This is a genomic window from Streptomyces sp. NPDC002176, from assembly GCF_044903645.1.
In the GTDB taxonomy this organism is placed as follows: Bacteria; Actinomycetota; Actinomycetes; order Streptomycetales; family Streptomycetaceae; genus Streptomyces.
The window spans coordinates 233,037-254,361 of the sequence record NZ_JBJDQW010000002.1 but is presented as its reverse complement, the minus strand read 5'-3'; the positions used below and the strand labels follow the sequence as shown (position 1 = coordinate 254,361).

Here is a 21,325-nt window from a genome sequence, read left to right as displayed (position 1 = left end):
TACGCATTCGGGCGACCGTCCACGACCGCTGCCCTAGGAAGCCCTCCGCGGCCTACTGTTGAGGGGTGCGCCCGCCGTGCCCAGCCGCGGCCGGTGCATCCCCGTGCCGGGCGGACCGGCGCGGGGAAGGGCTTTCCACCGCCGAGCCGCTGACGGTCCTCGGAGCTAGGGCCGCGTGGCGTGGGCACCGCCGGCTGTGAGAGGGACGGGTATGGAACCGACCGAGAACGCCGCCCCCGGCTCACGGCAGCGCCCGCGCCGCCGCGCGGGCGCGTGGCGGGGGAACCGGTGGACCGGACGCGGCAAGGACCGCGCGGGCCCCGACTCCGGCACCGACGGCGTCGATCCGCACGCGACACTGGTCCTCGCCGCCGACCTGGCCCCACCGCAGGACCCCCAACAGCGCGCGCAGGCACCCACGTTGCCCGCCGTCCTCGCCGCCGCGGCCACGCTGGCCCTCGGCGCCGGGCTCTACGGCGCCCTCAGCGGCGGCCACGCGCTCTTCCCCGCCGGTACGGCCGGATGGGCGCTGGCGCTGCTCACCGGACTCGTCGTCGGCCATCTCGTCATGCTGGGCCGCGCCCGCTGGGGCGGCGGCACCGCCTCCGGCGCCGCGCTCACCCTCGCCACCCTGCTGCTGTACGGCGGTGTCCCCGCCGCCCTGATCAGCCTCACCGTCGTCGTCCTGGTCGGCGTGGCCCGGCGCAACTGCTGGCGGCAGGGCCTGCTGCACGGCGCGGTGGACATCCTCGGCATCAGCGCCGGAGCCCTGGTGCTCGGTGCCTTCGGCCGCATGGGCAGCGTGGAGGAGCCCTGGCGGCCCGGCAGTTGGGGACTCGACGCCGTCCCCGAGGTGGTGCTCGCGGCGGGGGCGTACCTCGCCGTCAGCCAGGGGCTGTTGTGGTACCTGCACGCCCCGCGCGGGGGCGGGGTGCCCACCATCGCCCGTACCGCGCTGGTCCGGCAGGGGCTCGTCGCCGTCGCGCTGCTCGGCATCGCGCCGCTGGTGTGCGCGGTCGCCGACGCCCGGCCGGTACTGCTGCCGCTGTTCGCCATCCCGCTGATCGCGCTGGACTCCACCCTGTGGATGGCGCGGGCCCGCGCGGAGGAGCAGTTGCGCGACCCGCTGACCGGACTGCCCAACCGGCAGTGGCTGCTGGAGCGGATCTGGACCGCGCTCGACGACGCCGAACGCATCGGCGCGCGCTCGGCGTTGATGCTGATCGACCTCGACCGCTTCCGGTCGGTCAACGACACTCTCGGCCATCTCGCCGGGGACCGGCTGCTGTTGCAGATCGCCGACCGGCTCCAGAACGCCCTGCCGCACGGGGCGGAGGCCGCGCGGCTGGGCGGGGACGAGTTCGCCGTCTTACTGCCGGTGGCCGACTCCACCACGTCGGCCACCCGGGTCGCGCGCGCCCTGGTCACCGCCCTCGGCTCGCCGCTCGATCTCGACGGACTCACGCTCGTGCTGGAGGCCAGCGCGGGCGTCGCCGTCTTCCCCGACCACGCGCTGGACGCCGAGGGCATGCTGCGGCGCGCGGACGTGGCGATGTACCAGGCCAAGCGGGACCGCACCGGCGTGGAGGCGTACGAGTCCAAGCGGGACTCCAACACCCCGGACCGGCTCGCCCTGCTGGGCGATCTGCGCCGGGCGCTGGACGCGCACGAGGTCCAGCTGCACTACCAGCCCAAGGTCCGCTTCGACGGCCAGGTGGCCGGTCTTGAGGCGCTGGTGCGCTGGGTGCACCCGGAGCGGGGCAAGGTCCCGCCGGACGAGTTCATAGCGATAGCCGAGTCCTCCGGGCTGATGCCGCACCTCACCGAGTACGTCCTGGAGACCGCGCTCGCGCAGGTCGCCCGCTGGCGCGAGCAGGGGCTCCGGGTGCCGGTCGCGGTGAACGTCTCCCCGCGCGACGTGCACACCCCCGGCTTCGCCGGTTCCGTCGCCGCCCGGCTGGCCCGGCACGGGGTCCCGGCGGGGGCGCTCCAGCTGGAGATCACCGAGCACGTCCTGCTGGAGGACCCGCAGCGGGCCGCCGACACCCTGGCCGCGCTCGCCGGGCACGGCGTGAAGATGTCCCTGGACGACTTCGGCACCGGCTACTCCTCGCTGGTCCACCTGCGGCGGCTCCCGGTCAGCGAACTGAAGATCGACCGCTCCTTCGTGGCCCGGCTCGCGGTGGACGCCGAGGACGCGGCGATCGTCCGCTGCACGGTGGACCTGGCGCATTCCCTGGGCCTCGTGGTCGTCGCCGAGGGCGTCGAGGACGACGAGACCTGGGAGCACCTCCGCGACCTGCGCTGCGACGCCGTACAGGGCTGGCTGGTGGCCGCCGCGATGCCCCCCGAGGAGACCACGGCCTGGCTGAAGGCCCGCGGCCCGAGGGGCTGGCAGCGGCCCCGCGCGGCGCTGCCCGCGGGGGAGTGAGCCGTCGGCCGACCCAGCGGTAACGTTTCGTCCCCCGGCTCCCGGGTCCGGCTATGTCCGGAGGTCAGCCGAAGGAGCGGCGGTAGGCGTGGGGGCTGACCCCGGTGGTGCGCTTGAAGCGGTCGCGGAAGGCCGTGGGGGAGCCGAAGCCGACCTGGGCCCCGATGCGTTCCACGGACTGCTCGGTGGTCTCCAGCAGATGCTGGGCCTGGCGGACGCGGGCACGGTGCAGCCACTGCAACGGCGTGGTGCCGGTCTGCTCGCGGAAGCGGCGGATCAGGGTGCGCTTGCTGGTCCCGGCGTGCGCGGCGATACCGGCGAGGGTGAGATCGGCGCCCAGGTTGTCCCGCAGCCAGTCGAGCAGGGGCTCGAACGCGGAGCCGTGCGGTGTGGGCGCGTGATCGTGCACGATGAACTGCGCCTGCCCGCCCTCGCGTTCCAGGGGCATGACGGACAGTCGGGCGGCGTCGGCGGCGACGGCCGAGCCGTAGTCGCGGCGGATCATGTGCAGGCACAGGTCCAGGCCCGCGGCGGCTCCGGCCGAGGTCAGGATCTGGCCGTTGTCGACGTACAGCACGTCCGGGTCGACCTCGATCTCCGGGTGGGCGGTGGCCAGGAGGTCCGCCGCGGCCCAGTGGGTGGTGGCCCGCAGCCCGTCGAGCAGCCCGGTGGCGGCGAGGACGAAGGTGCCCGTGCAGATGGAGGCGATCCGCGTGCCCTCCCCGGCGGCCGTCCGCAGCGCGTCGCGGACGGCGGGAGCGAGCGGGGCGGTGGGATCGGCGGTACCGGGCACGACGACCGTGTCGGCGCCCCTGAGTCCCTCCAGCCCCCAGGGCGCACGCAGGGCGAAGGCGCCCGCGTCGGTCTCCGGCTGCTCCGCGCACACCCGGATGCGGTAGCCGGGGCGGCCGTCCGGGAGGCGGGTGCGGGTGAAGACCTCGATCGGGGTGGACAGGTCGAACGGGATCACCTGGTCCAGCGCAAGCACGGCGACGGTGTGCATGGCACGAACATACGCCCCCACGGAGTCCCGTACACCCAGGAAAACCCAGCTTCTGACCAGCTCAGAAGCCCTTTGCGGAGGGTGGCAATTTCTCGTCGAAGGGTGTCACGAATGCCACTGGGCCGAGGGCCGGCCGACTGGTTGGCTGCGGGGTGAACCCGGCGCGGACCGGGCCACGCCCAGCCGAAGGACCCCTTCCATGCACGCCCAGATCGTCCTGTTCGACGGCTTCGACCCACTCGATGTGATCGCCCCCTACGAGGTGCTGTACGCCGGTGGCCTCGCCTGCGGCGGCGGGGTGAGCGTGGAACTCGTCTCCGCCGAAGGGCCGCGCGAGGTGGTCAGCGGCACCGGGGGCCTCACGCTGCGGGCCACGGCCGCGCTCGACCCCGCGCGGGCGGGGCTGGTCCTGGTACCGGGCGCCTCGGGCCGGGTCGGCGAGCCCGGCGAGGTGCCTGCCGAAGAGGCCGGGGACGGGCAGGACGAGCCCATCCCGGTGGTGCTGGGCCGCACCCTGACCACCGGGCTGCCCGCGCTGCTCGCGGCGGCGATGGAGAACCCGGCGGTGACGGTCGCCACGGTGTGCGGCGGCACCCTCGTGGCGGCCATGGCCGGGCTGCTGAAGGGCCGTCACGCCACCACCCACCACCTGGGCCTCGACCTCCTCGACGCCGCCGGGGTCCACGCGGTGCGCGCCCGGGTCGTCGACGACGGCGACCTCGTCAGCTGCGCGGGCGTCACCTCGGGCCTCGATCTCGCCCTCCACCTCCTGGAACGCGAGAAGGGCCCCCGTATCGCGCACGCCGTGGAGGACCTGTTCGCCCACGAACGCCGGGGCACCGTGTGGCGCCACCGCGGCCCGGCACCCGTGGGCGTCTGACATGACGAAGCTGCTTCTCTCCATCCACGTCCTGGCCGCCGTACTGGCGATCGGGCCGGTCGCCGTCGCCGCGAGCGTCTTTCCGAGGGCGCTGCGCGACGCCCACCGCGATCCCGCCGACCGGGATGCGCTCGCGGGCCCCCGGATGCTGCATCGCATCTGCCGGGTCTACGCGGCGGTCGGCGTGGCCGTCCCCGTGTTCGGGTTCGCCACGGCGCGCACCATGGGCGTGCTCGGCAGCGGGTGGCTGATCACCTCGATCGTCCTCACCGTGGTGGCGGCCGCCGTTCTGGGCCTGCTGATCCTCCCCGCCCAGGAGGCCGCGCTCGACGCCGCGCCCGAGGCACCGAGCCCCGCCGCCCGCCTCGCCATGCTCACCGGCGTCTTCAACCTGCTGTGGGCCACGGTCACCGTCCTGATGATCGTCCGCCCCGGCTCCACCACCGGAGCCTGAGCCGTCTCCGGGAAACCGTTTAACGGTGTCCGGTCCACGCCCCATAGGATTGGGCCCAAAGCACACACACTCACCCCAGAGGATCGCTGCATGCCTGGCATCACGCGCGAGGAGGTCGCCCACCTCGCCCGGCTGGCGCGTCTGGAGCTGAAGCCCGAAGAACTCGACCACTTCGCGGGCCAGCTCGACGACATCATCGGCGCGGTCGCCCGCGTCAGCGAGGTCGCCGACCAAGACGTACCGCCGACCTCCCACCCGCTCCCGCTGACGAACGTCATGCGGGCGGACGAGGTCCGTCCCTCGCTCACCCCCGCGCAGGCGCTCTCCGGCGCCCCCGCCCAGGAGCAGCAGCGTTTCAAGGTGCCGCAGATCCTGGGGGAGGACTAAGAAGTCATGACCGACATCATCAAGCTCACGGCCGCCGAGATCGCCGGGAAGATCGCCTCCGGCGAACTGACCGCGGTCGAGGTCACCGAGGCCCACCTCGCGCGCATCGACGCCGTCGACGAGAAGGTGCACGCCTTCCTGCACGTCGACCGCGAGGGCGCCCTCGCCCAGGCCCGCGCGGTGGACGCCAAGCGCGCCCGCGGCGAGCAGCTCGGCCCGCTGGCCGGCGTCCCGCTCGCGCTCAAGGACATCTTCACCACCGAGGGCATCCCGACCACGGTCGGCTCCAAGATCCTCGAAGGCTGGATTCCGCCGTACGACGCGACGCTCACCAAGCGCCTCAAGGCCGCCGACGTCGTCATCCTCGGCAAGACCAACATGGACGAGTTCGCCATGGGGTCCTCCACCGAGAACAGCGCCTACGGCCCGACCGGCAACCCCTGGGACCTCACCAAGATCCCCGGCGGCTCCGGCGGCGGCTCCTCCGCCGCGCTCGCCTCCTACGAGGCCCCGCTCGCCATCGGCACCGACACCGGCGGCTCCATCCGCCAGCCGGCCGCCGTCACCGGCACCGTCGGCGTCAAGCCGACCTACGGCTCGGTGTCCCGCTACGGCATGGTCGCCTTCTCGTCCTCCCTGGACCAGGGCGGCCCCTGCGCCCGCACGGTCCTGGACGCGGCGCTGCTGCACGAGGTCATCGCGGGCCACGACCCGCTGGACTCCACCTCCATCGACGCCCCCGTACCGGCGGTCGTCGAGGCCGCGCGCAACGGCTCGGTGGCGGGCATGCGGGTCGGCGTCGTCAAGCAGTTCCGCGGCGAGGGCTACCAGGCCGGTGTCCTCCAGCGCTTCGACGAGTCCGTCGAGCTGCTGCGGGAGCTGGGCGCCGAGATCGTCGAGCTGGACTGCCCGTCCTTCGACCTCGCGCTGTCGGCGTACTACCTGATCGCGCCGTCCGAGTGCTCCTCCAACCTCGCCCGCTTCGACGGCCTGCGCTACGGCCGCCGCACCGGCGACGACGGCACCCACTCGGCCGAGGAGGTCACCTCCCTCACCCGTGAGGCGGGCTTCGGCGACGAGGTCAAGCGCCGCATCATGCTCGGCACGTACGCCCTCTCCAGCGGCTACTACGACGCCTACTACGGCTCCGCGCAGAAGGTCCGCACCCTCATCACGCGGGACTTCGAGAAGGCGTTCGAGCAGGTCGACGTGATCGTCTCCCCGACGACCCCGACCACCGCCTTCGCGATCGGCGAGCGCGCCGACGACCCGATGGCGATGTACCTCGCGGACCTGTGCACCATCCCGACGAACCTCGCGGGCAACGCGGCCATGTCGCTGCCGTGCGGTCTCGCCCCCGAGGACAACCTCCCCGTCGGCCTCCAGATCATCGCCCCGGCGCTGAAGGACGACAGGCTGTACAAGGTCGGCGCCGCCGTAGAGGCCGCCTTCGTGGAAAAGTGGGGTCACCCGCTGATCGAGGAGGCACCGTCGCTGTGAGCGCACTGAACAAGGCCAAGGGCTTCAAGCAGTCGAGGTCCGGCACGTACCTGTCCATGGCCGGAACCGCGTTCAGCGCGGTCGGCGTGGCCAAGCAGATCAAGAAGGCCCGGTCGGAGCAGGACACGCTCAGGCTGATCGACGCCGCCGTGTCCGCCGTCGCCATCGTCACCGGCCTCGCCATCCTCTACCGCGAGTTGAAGCGGCTGGGCGACGACGACGTCCTGCTGGGCTGAGAGGGAAGTTTTCACCGTGACCACCACGACCGACCTGGTGTCGTACGAGGACGCGCTGTCGTCGTACGACCCCGTCATGGGCCTCGAGGTCCATGTCGAACTCGGCACCCACACCAAGATGTTCTGCGGCTGTTCGACCGAGCTGGGCGCCGAGCCCAACTCGCAGACCTGCCCGGTGTGCCTCGGCATGCCCGGCGCGCTCCCGGTCGTCAACGCGACCGGCGTCGAGTCCGCGATCAAGATCGGCCTCGCGCTGAACTGCTCGATCGCCGAGTGGTGCCGCTTCGCCCGGAAGAACTACTTCTATCCGGACATGCCGAAGAACTTCCAGACCTCCCAGTACGACGAGCCGATCGCCTTCGACGGCTACCTCGACGTACAGCTGGAGGACGGGGAGACCTTCCGCGTGGAGATCGAGCGCGCCCACATGGAGGAGGACACCGGCAAGTCGACGCACGTCGGCGGCGCCACCGGCCGTATCCACGGCGCGTCCCACTCCCTGCTGGACTACAACCGCGCGGGCATCCCGCTCATCGAGATCGTCACCAAGCCGATCGAGGGCGCGGGTGAGCGGGCCCCCGAGGTCGCGCGCGCCTACGTCCGCGAGCTGCGCGAGGTCATCCGGGCCCTCGGTGTCTCGGAGGCGCGGATGGAGATGGGCCAGATGCGCTGCGACGTGAACCTGTCGCTGCGCCCGCACGGCCGCGACAAGTTCGGTACGCGCTCGGAGACGAAGAACGTCAACTCGCTGCGCTCGGTCGAGCGTGCGGCCCGGTTCGAGATCATGCGCCACGCGGCCGTGCTCGACGCGGGCGGCACGATCATCCAGGAGACCCGCCACTTCCACGAGGACACCGGGTCCACGACCTCGGGTCGCGTGAAGGAGGAGGCCGAGGACTACCGGTACTTCCCGGAGCCCGACCTCGTCCCGGTGGCGCCTTCGCGCGAGTGGGTCGAGGAGATCCGCGCCGCGCTGCCCGAGCTGCCGCTGGCCCGCCGTACCCGCCTGCTGGCGGAGTGGGGCATCTCGGCCACCGACATGCAGTCGATCACCAACGCCGGTGCGCTGGACCTGATCGTCGCCACCATCGACGCCGGTGCCGACGCGGCCTCCGCCCGCAAGTGGTGGATGGGCGAGCTGGCGCGCAGCGCCAACGAGTCGGGCAAGGCGCTGGACGAGCTGGCCATCACCCCGGCCCAGGTCGCCCGCGTCACCGAGCTGGTCGTGAAGGGTGACCTGAACGACAAGCTGGCCCGTCAGGTCATCGAGGGCGTCCTCGCCGGTGAGGGCACGCCGGACGAGGTCGTGGAGAAGCGCGGTCTGAAGGTCGTCTCCGACGAGGGTGCGCTGACCACCGCCGTCGACGAGGCCATCGCGGGCAACCCGGCCATCGCGGACAAGATCCGCGGCGGCAAGGTCGCGGCGGCGGGCGCGCTGGTCGGCGCGGTCATGAAGGCCACCCGTGGCCAGGCCGACGCCGCCCGCGTCAAGGAGCTGATCCTCGACCGGCTGGGCGTGAGCGAGGGCTGAGTCCCACGCCGTACGTGGCCCCGGAGGGTGATCCTCCGGGGCCACGTCCGCTTTCCGGGGGCCGCGACGAGGCACCCGAGCGGGAGGCGCTACGCTCGCCCGCCATGAGTGGACGTACCGATTCCGTCGCCGGACCCGCCGAGGCCGAGGAGGCGGAACGGGCGGAGCCCGTCGTCCAGGACGAAGAGGAAACCGACTTCTACGACGAGGCCCGCCGCGCCCGCTGGCTCGCCACCGGCACCGGCGCCCTGCTCACCCTCGCCGGTGTGGCCGCCGCCCTGCTCCGCCTGACCGGTCCCGCCCCCCTCCTGGTCCCCGCCGCGTACGCCACCGGCGCCGCCGTCTGCGCGGCCGCCGCCGTCCTCGGTGCCCGGGGCCGCACCCGCCGCGCGCTGTGGCTGCTGATAGCCGGGACCATGATCATGGCCCTCGGTGATCAGTTCGACCGAGCCCCGTGAAAGGCTCCGGTCCCAAGAGCCACGCGGAAGGAACCACAGCACGATGTACGCGACAGCACTGGGCGAGGACGGCGCCGAACTGCGCCCGATGGAGGTCTGGCACGCGCCGGAGTTCTTCGCCAACATCGACGGCGAGCGCGAGTTCATCGGACGCCACGTCGGCCTCCCGGACGTGGTGCCCGACCTGGCCGGCGCCCGCGCCTTCCTCGAGCGGTACGCGGACAAGCGCGCCACCGACACGGGCGGCCTGCACGGCATCTGGCTGGACGGCACCCTGGTCGGCGGCCTGATGTTCCGGCTGTGGGACAACACGACCGGCGTCGCCGAGGCGGGCTGCTGGCTCGTCCCCGGGGCGAGCGGGCGCGGGCTCGTCACGCGGGGCATGACGGTCCTGCTCGACTGGGCCTTCGGCGAGCGCGGCATGCACCGCGTGGAGTGGCACGCCTCCTCCGCCAACCAGCCCAGCGTCAACGTGGCCCGGCGCCTGCACATGACCCGCGAGGGCGTGCTCCGCGAGAACTACCCGCACCGGGGCGTCCGTACCGACACCGAGGTCTGGGCGATCCTGGCCCCCGAGTGGCGCGCGGCCCGCGAAGGCGCAGCGCACAGCGGGCGTTAAGACGCCTCTCAGACTCCGTCCGTACGGTGCCGGGCATGGCTACGAAGACAGCGGAAGGCGCCGGGACCGAGACCGGCGCGCAGCACGACGAGACGGTGGCCGAGACCGCCGTGACCGAGGAAGCCCAGGCACCCGAGCAGCACGAGTCCGACGCGGAGGTGCCCGGCACCGAGCCGCGCCGTCCGTCCGGGGTGGGCCAGGGCGCCGGAGCCGTGGTGTCCGCCGCGCTCGGCCTGGTCTCGCTCAACGGCGGCTGGGTCGGCACCGTCGCCTCGGCCCGCGCCCAGCTCATGGGCCAGCTCAAGACCTCGTCCCAGGCGGGGGTCGCCCAGCAGATCAAGGCGGTCTACGGCGACGCCTGGCACGCCACCGCCCTGTGGGCCGGTCTCTTCGCGGTGGCCGCGCTGGTCGTGGGCGTGGCCGTGCTCGCCCGCCCCGCGTTCGGCGCGCCGGGACGGCCGCAGGCCCCGTGGATCAAGTCCGTCGCCTGGGGCGGTGTCGCGCTCGGCGTCATCGGCCTGCTGCTGGCCGCGCTGAAGTACTCCGACGCGCTGCTCGGCCTGCCTTCGGCGGGCTGACCCTAAGCACGGGGGCGGTGTCGCACCGCCCCCGTCAGCGGACCCGGACCTCCAGCAGCCGGTCGTCGCCCTTCTTCGGGTCGCCCCGGCCGTCGGTGTTGCTGGTCAGCACCCAGAGGCGGTCCTTCCCGGCCGGGGCGACCGTGCGCAGCCGCCCGTACTCGCCGTCCAGGAACGCCTGTGGCGGGGCCGACGCCGAGGTCGAGCGCAGCGGGACGCGCCACAGGCGCTCGCCCCGGAGCCCGGCCATCCAGATCACGCCGTCCACGTAGGCGATGCCGCTCGGGGACGCGTCGTCGGTGTGCCACTGGGCCAGCGGGTTCTGGAAGCGCCCGTCGGTGCCCTTGCCCTCGGTGCCGGGCCAGCCGTAGTCGCCGCCGGGCTTGATCGCGTTCAGCTCGTCCCAGGTGTCCTGCCCGAACTCCGAGGCGAACAGCCGCTGCTGGGCGTCCCAGGCGAGGCCCTGCACATTGCGGTGGCCGTAGGAGTACACCGGGGAGCGGCCGAGCGGGTTGCCCGGCGCGGGCTCGCCCTCCGGGGTGATCCGGAGGATCTTGCCGCCCAGCGACTTCTTGTCGGGGGCCAGCCCGCTGTCGCCGCTCTCGCCGGTGCCCGCGTACAGCATGCCGTCCGGGCCGAAGGCGATCCGGCCGCCGTTGTGGATGTGGCCCTTGGGGATGCCCTTGAACACCGTGTCCGGGGCGCCCAGTTGATCACCGGCCGCCCGCTTCTCGTCGTACCGCACCCGGACGACGCGGTTGTCGGAGGCGGAGGTGAAGTAGGCGTAGACCATGTGGTCCGAGGCGAAGCCGGGGGAGAGGGCGATGCCCAGCAGGCCGCCCTCACCGGCCGGTTCGACCCCGGAGACGCGGCCCGCCACCGTCTTCGCGCCCGTCTTCGCGTCGATCCGGGTGAGCGTGGCGTCGTCGCGGGAGGAGACCAGCAGGTTCCCGTCCGGCAGCGGGGCCAGCCCCCACGGGCTCTTCAGGCCCTCGGCGACCGTACGCAGCACCTTCACCGAGCCCTTGGCGGGCGGACCGGTCTCGGAAGGGGACCGGTCCGACGCGGTCACCGTGCCCCCGGAGGGCGAACCCCGTCCGTCACCCCCGTCCGAGGAGCAGCCCGCGGCCAGCAGCAGCGTGGTCGCGGCGAGTACGGCGGGCGCGGTACGGCTTCGCACGGTCAGAGTCCCTTCGAAGGGGTCGCACCGACACCACTACCCCACCAGAGCCGCACACTCCCCTGAACTACCCTCCTCGCCATGACCCAAGACGTCTGGCTGCCCCTCCCGCCCGAGGAGATCCGCGGCCTCCCCGAGGGCCCGAACTACCTGTTCTGGGACGGCGGGCGGCAGGAGTTCCCCGGTGACCCCGCGGACTGCGCGGTGTACGTGGTGCCGTACATGCGACGCGAGCCCGTCAAGATCCGCCCGCTAAGGGCCATGACCGGGCTGCGCGTGATCCAGACCCTCACCGCCGGGGTGGACGACATCACCGCCAACCTCGGCCTGGTCGCCCCCGGCGTGCGGCTGTGCAACGCGCGCGGGGTGCACGAGACCAGCACCGCCGAGCTGGCGCTCACCCTCACGCTGGCCTCGCTGCGCGGGATTCCGGGGTTCGTCCGGGCGCAGGACGAGGAGCACTGGCAAGGCGCGTTCCGGCCCGCTCTCGCCGACCGGACCGTGCTGATCGTCGGCTACGGCGCCATCGGCTCGGCCATCGAGGACCGGCTCGCGGCCTTCGAGGTGGAGCGCGTGATCCGGGTGGCGCGCTCCGGGCGCACCACCGCGCGCGGGGCCGTGCATCCGTTCACCGAACTGCCCGCCCTGCTCCCGGAAGCCGACGTGGTGATCCTCTCCACGCCCCTCACCGACGAGACGCGGGGGCTGGTGGACGCGGGCTTCCTGGCCCGGATGAAGGACGGCGCCCTCCTCGTCAACGTCGCGCGCGGACCCGTGGTCGACACCGCGGCCCTGCTCGGCGAGCTGGCGGGCGGACGGCTCACCGCCGCCCTCGACGTCACCGACCCCGAGCCGCTGCCGCCGGGCCATCCGCTGTGGCGGGCACCGGGCGTACTGATCACCCCGCATGTGGGCGGCCCCAGTTCGGCGTTCCGGCCACGCGCCGAACGGCTCCTGGTGGACCAGTTGACCCGGTTCGTGAACCATGAGCCACTGCGCGACGTGGTCCTCACCACCGGGGCGTGAGCCGTCGATGGGCACCCTCCGCGACCCTCCGGGCGCGGTGTGTGCCCGCATAGTCGCTGGTCGTCACGGAGAGTAGAGAAGCTATGTCCCTGAGTGACGATCCTGGTGTATCGTCCCGACAGGGGTGCGCCGCCGACCGATCGGCGCCGGGGATGGACATGTCAGCTCTGTGAGGGGGGCGACGGGCGATGCACGGCCTATGGACGAACGATCCGACGCGGCGGAGCCGCCGACGGCGACCCTGGCGCACCACCGCGCGCAGGGGCGAGCGGTACCTGAACCCGCACGGTCCGCACCCCCGCCCGGCCGCCCGGCGGAGGCATCCGCACCGGCCCCCGAGGGTCCCCGGCGCGACCCGCACCGGGAGGGCGCGGTGAACGCGCCCCCGGTGACCACGACCGCGCCCGACGAGGCGCCCCGCGCGCCCCAGCGGCCCGTCCGCACGCCCCCGACCCGGCCGCCCACGCCCGGCGACGGATCGCGCCTGGCCCAGCAACTCGCCCTCGCCGTGCTCTGCGCGGCCTACGGCATCGGCTCGGCCTTCGACTGGGGCAACCAGCAACTCGCGCTGTTCATGGGTGACTTCGGGCTCAGCGCGGCGGCCGGCACCGCCGCCGTCTCCTGTTTCCTCTACGCCCGCAGCCGCCGCGTCCGCTTCCGCCCCGCCTGGCTGCTCTTCGCCCTCTCCTCCGCGATGGCCGCCCTGGGCAACGCCGTCTGGGGGTGGTACGAGGTCGTCCTCGACCAGACCGTGCCCAGCCCGAGCTACGCCGACCTGTTCTTCCTCTGCTTCGCGCCGCCCGCCATCGTGGGCCTGCTGGTACTCGCCAAACGCCCCGTGAGCCGGGCGGGCTGGATCTGTCTCACGCTGGACGCCTGGCTCATCGGCGGCTCGCTGCTCACCCTCTCCTGGAGCCTCGCGCTCGCCCAGACCGCCCGGATCGACGGGCCGAGCGTCGAGCACACCGCCCTCTCGCTGGCCTACCCGCTGCTCGACATCGTGCTGGTCAGCATGGTGCTCGCGCTGCACTTCCGGCGCAGCCCGGGCAACCGCACCGCGGTCAACACCGCGATCGGCGCCCTCGCGCTCACCGTGATGTGCGACGCGCTGTTCACCTCCCCGTTGCTGCACAGCAGTTACCGCTCCGGGCAGCTGCTGGACGCGGGCTGGTTCGCGGGCTCCCTGCTGCTCGCCTACGCCCCCTGGGCCGCCCCCAGGGGACGGGAGAGCGAGCGGGGCGCGTCCGACGGGCACACCCGCGTCGTGCACGAGCATCTGCCGGGCCAGCGCGGCCCGGTCACCGCGCAGGCGCATCCGCCGGGCACGGAGAGCCACCGCTACCCGGCCGGGCGGCCGCTCACCGGCTCCCTCGCCGCCCTCACCCCGTACCTCGCCGCCGCCGTCTGCACCCTGGGCATCCTGTACAACGTGCTCAACGGGCGCAGGCCCGACCATGTGGTGCTGATCACCGCGGGCGCCGTGGTGCTGGCCCTCGTCATCCGCCAGGGCATCATGCTGCTGGACAACATCACCCTCACCCAGGAACTGGCGCAGAAGGAGAACCACTTCCGCTCCCTGGTGCAGGGCTCCAGCGACGTCATCATGATCGCCGCGCCCAACGGCGTGCTGCGCTACGTCTCCCCGGCCGCCGCCGGGGTCTACGGCAGCAGCGCCGAAGCCCTGATCGGCACCGAACTGGCCGCCCTGATCCACCCCGAGGACCTGGGCTGCGTGGTGCACGAGGTGCGCCGCTTCCTGGCCGCCGACCCGCTGGACGAACCCACCACCCGCATCGAGTGCCGCTTCCGCTCCGGCGGCGGGGGCGCCTCCCGCGCGAGCGAGGCCGGGGGAGGCTGGCTCAATGTGGAGTCCACCGTCAACCGGCACCACGGCGGGCTGATCTTCAACAGCCGCGACGTGACCGAGCGGGTCCGCCTCCAGGCCCAGCTCCAGCACAACGCCGAGCACGACCCGCTCACCGACCTGCCCAACCGCGCCCTGTTCACCCGGCGCGTCCAGCAGGCCCTGTCCGGGCGCCGGGCCACCGACCGGGGCGCCGCCCTGCGCGGCACCGCCGTGCTCTTCATCGACCTCGACGGCTTCAAGGCCGTCAACGACACCATCGGCCACCAGGCCGGGGACGAGCTGCTGATCCAGGCCGCCCGCAGACTCCAGGACTCCGTCCGCCAGGGGGACACCGCCTCCCGGCTCGGCGGGGACGAGTTCGCGGCCCTGATCACCGGCGACGGCACCCGCGACCGCGCCGCCCGCGAGCGGCACATCCTGGAGCTGGCCGACCGGCTGAGGATGACCCTCTCCCAGCCGTACGCCATCGACGGCAACGATGTCCGGGTCAACGCCTCCATCGGCGTCTCCTTCGCCGAACCCGGTCTCGGCGCCGGTGAGCTGCTGCGCAACGCCGACCTGGCGATGTACCGGGCCAAGGCAGGCGGCAAGGGGCGGGTGGAGCTGTACAAGCCGCAGATGCAGCAGGACGTGGTCCGCAAGGCCGAGCTGGCCGGGCGGCTGCGCGCCGCGCTGCACGAGGGCGAGTTCGCGCTGCTGCACCAGCCGGTGGTCTGTCTCACCGGCGGCCGGATCGCCTCGGTCGCCACCCACGCGCGCTGGCGCTCGGCCCAGGGCGTGCTGTTCACCCCGGCCGAGTTCCTGCGGGTGGCGGACGACGGCGACCGCACGGCGGAGCTGGAGCGCTGGATACTCCAGGAAGCGGTCGAGCAGGCCGCCGAGCGGGCCGCGGGCGGCCTCGTCGTCCCGGTGGCGGTCCGGATGAGCGCCCGGCGGCTGCTGGACCGCTCCCTGCCGCTGGGCTCCATCGAGGCGCTGCTGACCCGGCACGGACTGCCGCCCGGCGCGCTGATCATCGAGGTGTCCGGCACCGACCCGCGGATCTCCCTGGACGAGCTGGAGCGGCGCCTGACCGCGCTCAGCCGTCTCGGGGTGCGGATCGCGCTGGACGGCTTCGGCAGCGGCTACGCGGCCATCACGGCACTGCGCAGACTCCCCGTGGACATCCTCAAGCTCGACCGCGGGCTGATCGAGGGCGTCGTGGAGTCCGCCCGGCTGCACAAGATCACCAGTGGGCTGCTGCGCATCGCGGGCGACCTCGGCCTCCAGTCCGTCGCCGAGGGCGTCGACCTGCCGGAACAGGTCGTCGCGCTGCGCGCCATGGGCTGCACCCACGGCCAGGGCATGGCGTTCGCCGGGCCGGTGGACGAGTACCGGCTGCGCCGGGCGCTCGCCTCCGGCCGGTTCCCGGTGCCGCACGCCCCCGCCGAACCGGTCTTCGCCGGGAAGGGCGCCGGGCTGTACTCCGGGAGCATGTCCACGGTGTTCGGTGCCACCGCGCTCCGCTCACATGATGAGACGGCTGTCCCACCCACTTGACACACGGTGCGCGCCGGGGGGAGGGTCAGAGCCATGCGCACCCGAATTCTCGTACTTGGAAAGCGCGTCGGCTGACCTGGGCCCTGAGCGGACACCGTCCGCAATACCCAGCGACCTCCCCGGCGCGCTCCCCTCGCTTGCCTTGCGGCACGAGGGGTTTTTTGTTGCACGAGTGACCCCTCGCGCACCCCCCGTTCCGCTTCCATACCGCCCGAACTTCGCAAAGACCCTCAAGCTCGAGAAGAGAAGCTGATGACCGAGCAGGCCACCGGGGCCCACCATCCGCAGCCGCGGCCCCGATCCGGAGGACAGCACTCCGCCCCCGTCGAGCACGTCACGGGCGCGCAGTCCCTCATCCGCTCGCTCGAGGAAGTCGGCGTCGACACGGTATTCGGCATCCCCGGGGGGACGATCCTTCCCGCGTACGACCCGCTGATGGACTCCCAGCGGGTGCGCCATGTGCTCGTCCGCCACGAACAGGGCGCGGGCCACGCGGCCACCGGGTACGCGCAGGCCACCGGCAAGGTCGGCGTCTGCATGGCGACTTCGGGTCCCGGCGCCACCAACCTGGTCACCCCGATCGCCGACGCGAACATGGACTCGGTGCCGCTGGTCGCGATCACCGGCCAGGTCGTCTCCAAGGCGATCGGCACGGACGCCTTCCAGGAGGCGGACATCGTCGGCATCTCCATGCCGATCACCAAGCACAGCTTCCTGGTCACCAAGGCCGCGGACATCCCGAAGACGATCGCGGAGGCGTTCCACATCGCCTCCACCGGCCGCCCCGGCCCGGTCCTCGTCGACATCCCCAAGGACATCCTCCAGGCGCGGACGACTTTCTCCTGGCCGCCCCTCATGGACCTGCCCGGCTACCGCCCGGTGACCAAGCCGCACGCCAAGCAGATCCGCGAGGCCGCCAAGCTGATCACCGCGTCCAAGCGCCCCGTCCTCTACGTCGGCGGCGGCGTGCTCAAGGCCGGTGCCACCGCCGAGCTGAAGGTCCTCGCCGAGCTGACCGGCGCCCCCGTCACCACCACCCTGATGGCACTCGGCGCCTTCCCCGACAGCCACCCCCAGCACGTGGGCATGCCCGGCATGCACGGCTCGGTCACCGCCGTCACCGCCCTGCAGAAGGCCGACCTGATCGTCGCCCTCGGCGCCCGCTTCGACGACCGCGTCACCGGCAAGCTGGACAGCTTCGCGCCGTACGCCAAGATCGTGCACGCCGACATCGACCCGGCCGAGATCGGCAAGAACCGCGAGGCCGACGTGCCGATCGTCGGGGACGCCCGCGAGGTGCTCGCCGACCTGATCCAGGCCGTGCAGAAGGAGCACGACGAGGGCCACCGCGGCGACCACACCGCCTGGTGGAGCGATCTGAACCGCTGGCGCGACACCTACCCGCTCGGCTACGAGACCCCCGAGGACGGCTCGCTCTCCCCGCAGGCGGTCATCGAGCGCATCGGCCAGCTCGCCCCCGAGGACACGATCTTCACGGCGGGCGTCGGCCAGCACCAGATGTGGTCGGCCCACTTCATCCAGTACGAGCAGCCCGCGACCTGGCTCAACTCCGGCGGCGCGGGAACCATGGGGTACGCGGTCCCGGCCGCGATGGGCGCCAAGGCCGGACAGCCCGGCCGCACGGTCTGGGCGATCGACGGCGACGGCTGCTTCCAGATGACCAATCAGGAACTGACCACCTGCGCCCTGAACAACATCCCGATCAAGGTCGCCATCATCAACAACGGCGCCCTCGGCATGGTCCGCCAGTGGCAGACCCTGTTCTACAACCAGCGCTACTCCAACACCGTCCTGCACTCCGGCCCCGACGGACCCACCGGCCCGAGCGCCGGTACCCGCGTCCCCGACTTCGTCAAGCTGGCCGAGGCGATGGGCTGCCACGCCATCCGCTGTGAGCGCCCCGAGGACCTGGACAAGGTCATCGAGGAGGCGAACGCGATCAACGACCGTCCGGTCGTCGTCGACTTCATCGTCCACGAGGACGCGATGGTGTGGCCGATGGTCGCCGCCGGGACCTCCAACGACGAGGTCATGGCCGCGCGGGGTGTCCGCCCCGACTTCGGCGACAGCGACCAGGACTGACCGAGGATCGAAGCGAGAGAGACCGAGAGAGACCACGACATGTCCAAGCACACGCTCTCCGTCCTGGTGGAGAACACACCGGGCATCCTCGCCCGGATCGCCGCCCTCTTCTCCCGGCGCGGCTTCAACATCGACTCGCTCGCGGTGGGCGTCACCGAGCACGCCGACATCTCCCGCATCACCATCGTGGTGAACGTCGAGGACCTGCCGCTGGAGCAGGTGACCAAGCAGCTCAACAAGCTCGTCAACGTGCTGAAGATCGTCGAGCTGGAGCCCGGTCAGGCCGTTCAGCGTGAACTCGTTCTGGTGAAGGTCCGCGCGGACAACGAGACCCGGTCCCAGATCGTGGAGATCGTCCAGCTGTTCCGCGCCAAGACCGTCGACGTCTCCCCGGAGGCCGTCACCATCGAGGCCACCGGCTCCGGCGACAAGCTGTCCGCGATGCTGAAGATGCTGGAGCCCTTCGGCATCAAGGAGCTGGTGCAGTCCGGCACCATCGCCATCGGACGCGGCGCCCGCTCCATCACCGACCGCTCCCTGCGCGCCCTCGACCGCAGCGCGTGACCCCCGGCCCGGCCGCCCCTCCGGGGCGACCGGATGCCGAGACCCCGAAACCTTCCGTCCCCCCACCGCAATACGGTGGGCGCAGCACCCGCACCTCAAGGAGAGAACCAGTGGCCGAGCTGTTCTACGACGCCGACGCCGACCTGTCCACCATCCAGGGCCGCAAGGTCGCGGTCATCGGCTACGGCAGCCAGGGCCACGCCCACGCCCTGTCGCTGCGGGACTCGGGCGTCGATGTCCGCGTCGGTCTGCCCGAGACCTCCAAGTCCCGCGCCAAGGCCGAGGAGCAGGGCCTGCGCGTGGTCACCGCGGCCGAGGCCGCCGCCGAGGCCGACGTCATCATGATCCTGGTCCCGGACCCGCTCCAGGCCCAGGTCTACGAGGAGTCCATCGCCCCGAACCTGAACGACGGCGACGCGCTGTTCTTCGGCCACGGCTTCAACATCCGGTTCGGCTTCATCAAGCCCCCGGCCGAGGTCGACGTCTGCATGGTCGCCCCCAAGGGCCCCGGCCACCTGGTCCGCCGCCAGTACGAGGAGGGGCGCGGCGTGCCCTGCATCGTCGCGGTCGAGCAGGACCCCACCGGCAACGCCTTCCCGCTGGCCCTGTCGTACGCCAAGGCCATCGGCGGCACCCGGGCCGGTGTCATCAAGACCACGTTCACCGAGGAGACCGAGACCGACCTGTTCGGTGAGCAGGCCGTGCTCTGCGGCGGCACCGCCGCCCTGGTCAAGGCGGGCTTCGAGACCCTGACCGAGGCCGGGTACCAGCCCGAGATCGCCTACTTCGAGTGCCTGCACGAGCTGAAGCTGATCGTGGACCTCATGTACGAGGGCGGCCTGGAGAAGATGCGCTGGTCCATCTCCGAGACCGCCGAGTGGGGCGACTACGTCACCGGCCCGCGCATCATCACCGACGCCACCAAGGCCGAGATGAAGAAGGTCCTCGCCGAGATCCAGGACGGCTCCTTCGCCAAGAACTGGATGGACGAGTACCACGGCGGTCTGAAGAAGTACGACGAGTACAAGAAGCAGGACTCCGAGCACCTGCTGGAGACCACCGGCAAGAAGCTGCGCAAGCTGATGTCCTGGGTCGACGAAGAGGCGTGAGCCTCCGCGGCGGCCGACGGCGGCACCCCCAGGCGGGGTGCCGCCCGCCCGGCCGTCGCGCCACTACACTGCTGCACAACAAACGCGTCAGGCCCACAGTGTCGTGCGTCTTCCACGCGGCTAGCACCCTCCACCGCCAGCGGCCGTCGGGACGGCCGTCCGCACTGGACTTGTGAGGACTCACGTGAGCTCGTACCCCACCCGAAAAGCCACGGTACTCATCGCTGAAGAGCTGTCGCCCGCGACCGTGGACGCGCTCGGGCCGGACTTCGAGATCCGGCACTGCAACGGAGCCGACCGCGCCGAGCTGCTCCCCGCCATCGCCGACGTGGACGCGATCCTCGTCCGCTCGGCGACCAAGGTCGACGCCGAGGCGATCGCCGCGGCCAAGAAGCTGAAGGTCGTCGCACGAGCCGGCGTCGGCCTGGACAACGTCGACGTCTCCGCCGCCACCAAGGCAGGCGTGATGGTCGTCAACGCCCCCACCTCCAACATCGTCACCGCCGCCGAACTGGCCTGCGGTCTGCTCGTGGCCAGCGCGCGCAACATTCCGCAGGCCAACACCGCCCTGAAGAACGGCGAGTGGAAGCGCAGCAAGTACACCGGCGTCGAGCTGGCCGAGAAGACCCTCGGCGTGGTCGGCCTCGGCCGCATCGGCGCCCTGGTCGCCCAGCGCATGTCGGCCTTCGGCATGAAGATCGTCGCCTACGACCCCTACGTACAGCCCGCGCGGGCCGCGCAGATGGGCGTCAAGGTGCTGTCGCTGGACGAGCTGCTGGAGGTCTCCGACTTCATCACCGTCCACCTGCCCAAGACCCCCGAGACCCTCGGCCTCATCGGTGACGAGGCGCTGCGCAAGGTCAAGCCGACCGTGCGCATCGTCAACGCCGCGCGCGGCGGCATCGTCGACGAGGCCGCGCTGTACGCGGCGCTCAAGGAGGGCCGGGTCGCCGGTGCCGGGCTCGACGTGTACGCGAAGGAGCCGTGCGTCGACTCCCCGCTGTTCGAGCTGGACCAGGTGGTCTGCACCCCGCACCTCGGTGCCTCCACCGACGAGGCCCAGGAGAAGGCCGGTATCGCGGTGGCCCGCTCGGTGCGCCTCGCCCTCGCCGGTGAGCTGGTGCCGGACGCGGTGAACGTGCAGGGCGGTGTCATCGCCGAGGACGTGAAGCCCGGTCTGCCGCTCGCCGAGCGCCTCGGCCGCATCTTCACCGCGCTGGCGGGCGAGGTCGCGGCCCGCCTCGACGTCGAGGTGTACGGCGAGATCACCCAGCACGATGTGAAGGTGCTCGAACTCTCCGCGCTCAAGGGCGTGTTCGAGGACGTGGTGGACGAGACGGTCTCCTACGTCAACGCCCCGCTGTTCGCGCAGGAGCGCGGTGTCGAGGTCCGCCTCACCACCAGCTCCGAGTCGGCCGAGCACCGCAACGTGGTCACCGTGCGCGGCACCCTCGCGAGCGGCGAGGAGGTCTCGGTGTCCGGCACGCTGGCCGGTCCCAAGCACCTCCAGAAGATCGTCGCGGTCGGTGACTACGACGTGGACCTGGCGCTCGCCGACCACATGGTCGTCCTGCGCTACGAGGACCGTCCCGGTGTCGTCGGCACCGTCGGCCGGGTCCTCGGCGAGGCGGGCGTCAACATCGCCGGGATGCAGGTGGCCCGTTCCACCGCCGGTGGCGAGGCGCTGGCCGTGCTGACCGTGGACGACACGGTCGCCCCGGCCACCCTGACCGAACTGGCCGAGGAGATCGGGGCGACCTCCGCCCGGTCGGTCAACCTGGTCTGAGCGGACCCCCTCCGGGCAGGGCATGCGGGAGCGCCGGGCGGACCGACTGTCGGTCCGCCCGGCGCTCCGGCGTT

At 72.3% G+C, this 21,325-nt stretch carries 17 protein-coding genes and 1 pseudogene; 16 read left to right on the top strand and 2 right to left on the bottom strand.

Annotated elements, in window-relative coordinates; genetic code table 11:
- Positions 1-415: 415 nt before the first annotated feature.
- Positions 416-2,431: pseudogene (locus tag ACI2LY_RS09380) on the top strand (putative bifunctional diguanylate cyclase/phosphodiesterase); the annotation flags it as partial.
- 64 nt (positions 2,432-2,495) lie between these two features.
- Here ACI2LY_RS09380 and ACI2LY_RS09375 read toward each other — a convergent pair.
- Positions 2,496-3,434 carry a GlxA family transcriptional regulator gene (locus tag ACI2LY_RS09375; protein ID WP_404706660.1) on the bottom strand — a complete coding sequence of 313 codons (939 nt, stop codon included), beginning with the start codon at positions 3,432-3,434 and terminating at the stop codon, positions 2,496-2,498.
- A 199-nt stretch (positions 3,435-3,633) separates the two neighbouring features.
- Between ACI2LY_RS09375 and ACI2LY_RS09370 the strand changes: the two genes are divergently transcribed.
- The 9 genes from ACI2LY_RS09370 to ACI2LY_RS09330 all read left to right on the top strand — a co-directional run bounded on the left by ACI2LY_RS09370 (position 3,634) and on the right by ACI2LY_RS09330 (position 10,077).
- The gene (locus ACI2LY_RS09370) at positions 3,634-4,314 is read left to right on the top strand and encodes a DJ-1/PfpI family protein (protein WP_404706659.1); all 681 of its coding nucleotides are present in this window, start codon (positions 3,634-3,636) and stop codon (positions 4,312-4,314) included.
- Between the two features lies 1 nt (position 4,315).
- Positions 4,316-4,768, top strand: a complete 453-nt coding sequence (locus tag ACI2LY_RS09365; RefSeq protein ID WP_404706658.1) for a DUF2269 family protein — start codon at positions 4,316-4,318, stop codon at positions 4,766-4,768.
- Between the two features lie 90 nt (positions 4,769-4,858).
- On the top strand, positions 4,859-5,155 hold the full coding sequence (gatC, locus tag ACI2LY_RS09360; protein WP_018544665.1) for an Asp-tRNA(Asn)/Glu-tRNA(Gln) amidotransferase subunit GatC: 297 nt from the start codon (positions 4,859-4,861) through the stop codon (positions 5,153-5,155).
- Between the two features lie 6 nt (positions 5,156-5,161).
- Complete coding sequence (gene gatA, locus ACI2LY_RS09355) at positions 5,162-6,655, top strand: Asp-tRNA(Asn)/Glu-tRNA(Gln) amidotransferase subunit GatA (protein ID WP_404706657.1); 1,494 nt, start codon at positions 5,162-5,164, stop codon at positions 6,653-6,655.
- On the top strand, positions 6,652-6,891 hold the full coding sequence (locus tag ACI2LY_RS09350; RefSeq protein WP_086696013.1) for a hypothetical protein: 240 nt from the start codon (positions 6,652-6,654) through the stop codon (positions 6,889-6,891). The genes gatA and ACI2LY_RS09350 overlap by 4 nt, the downstream gene beginning before the upstream one ends.
- A 16-nt stretch (positions 6,892-6,907) precedes the next feature.
- Complete coding sequence (gene gatB, locus ACI2LY_RS09345) at positions 6,908-8,422, top strand: Asp-tRNA(Asn)/Glu-tRNA(Gln) amidotransferase subunit GatB (RefSeq protein WP_404706656.1); 1,515 nt, start codon at positions 6,908-6,910, stop codon at positions 8,420-8,422.
- Positions 8,423-8,526: 104 nt separating this feature from the next.
- Positions 8,527-8,880 (top strand): hypothetical protein, encoded by a 354-nt coding sequence (locus ACI2LY_RS09340; protein WP_404706655.1) that lies wholly within the window; start codon positions 8,527-8,529, stop codon positions 8,878-8,880.
- Between the two features lie 43 nt (positions 8,881-8,923).
- Positions 8,924-9,499, top strand: a complete 576-nt coding sequence (locus tag ACI2LY_RS09335) for a GNAT family N-acetyltransferase (RefSeq protein WP_404706654.1) — start codon at positions 8,924-8,926, stop codon at positions 9,497-9,499.
- Positions 9,500-9,534: 35 nt separating this feature from the next.
- Complete coding sequence (locus ACI2LY_RS09330; RefSeq protein WP_404706653.1) at positions 9,535-10,077, top strand: hypothetical protein; 543 nt, start codon at positions 9,535-9,537, stop codon at positions 10,075-10,077.
- A 34-nt stretch (positions 10,078-10,111) separates the two neighbouring features.
- Here the strand turns inward: ACI2LY_RS09330 and ACI2LY_RS09325 are convergent, their stop codons facing one another.
- On the bottom strand, positions 10,112-11,263 hold the full coding sequence (locus tag ACI2LY_RS09325; RefSeq protein ID WP_404707296.1) for a PQQ-dependent sugar dehydrogenase: 1,152 nt from the start codon (positions 11,261-11,263) through the stop codon (positions 10,112-10,114).
- A 75-nt stretch (positions 11,264-11,338) separates the two neighbouring features.
- Between ACI2LY_RS09325 and ACI2LY_RS09320 the strand changes: the two genes are divergently transcribed.
- The 6 genes from ACI2LY_RS09320 to serA all read left to right on the top strand — a co-directional run bounded on the left by ACI2LY_RS09320 (position 11,339) and on the right by serA (position 21,251).
- Positions 11,339-12,283: a 2-hydroxyacid dehydrogenase gene (locus tag ACI2LY_RS09320; protein WP_404706652.1), complete on the top strand. Its 945-nt coding sequence runs from the start codon at positions 11,339-11,341 to the stop codon at positions 12,281-12,283.
- 373 nt (positions 12,284-12,656) lie between these two features.
- Positions 12,657-15,689 (top strand): putative bifunctional diguanylate cyclase/phosphodiesterase, encoded by a 3,033-nt coding sequence (locus ACI2LY_RS09315; RefSeq protein WP_404707295.1) that lies wholly within the window; start codon positions 12,657-12,659, stop codon positions 15,687-15,689.
- A gap of 252 nt (positions 15,690-15,941) precedes the next feature.
- Positions 15,942-17,792, top strand: a complete 1,851-nt coding sequence (locus ACI2LY_RS09310) for an acetolactate synthase large subunit (RefSeq protein WP_404706651.1) — start codon at positions 15,942-15,944, stop codon at positions 17,790-17,792.
- A gap of 39 nt (positions 17,793-17,831) precedes the next feature.
- Positions 17,832-18,356: an acetolactate synthase small subunit gene (ilvN, locus tag ACI2LY_RS09305; protein WP_031181749.1), complete on the top strand. Its 525-nt coding sequence runs from the start codon at positions 17,832-17,834 to the stop codon at positions 18,354-18,356.
- Between the two features lie 110 nt (positions 18,357-18,466).
- Positions 18,467-19,465: a ketol-acid reductoisomerase gene (gene ilvC, locus ACI2LY_RS09300; RefSeq protein WP_404706650.1), complete on the top strand. Its 999-nt coding sequence runs from the start codon at positions 18,467-18,469 to the stop codon at positions 19,463-19,465.
- A 184-nt stretch (positions 19,466-19,649) separates the two neighbouring features.
- Positions 19,650-21,251, top strand: coding sequence for a phosphoglycerate dehydrogenase (gene serA, locus ACI2LY_RS09295; protein ID WP_404706649.1), 1,602 nt, complete (start codon positions 19,650-19,652; stop codon positions 21,249-21,251).
- Positions 21,252-21,325 lie beyond the last annotated feature (74 nt).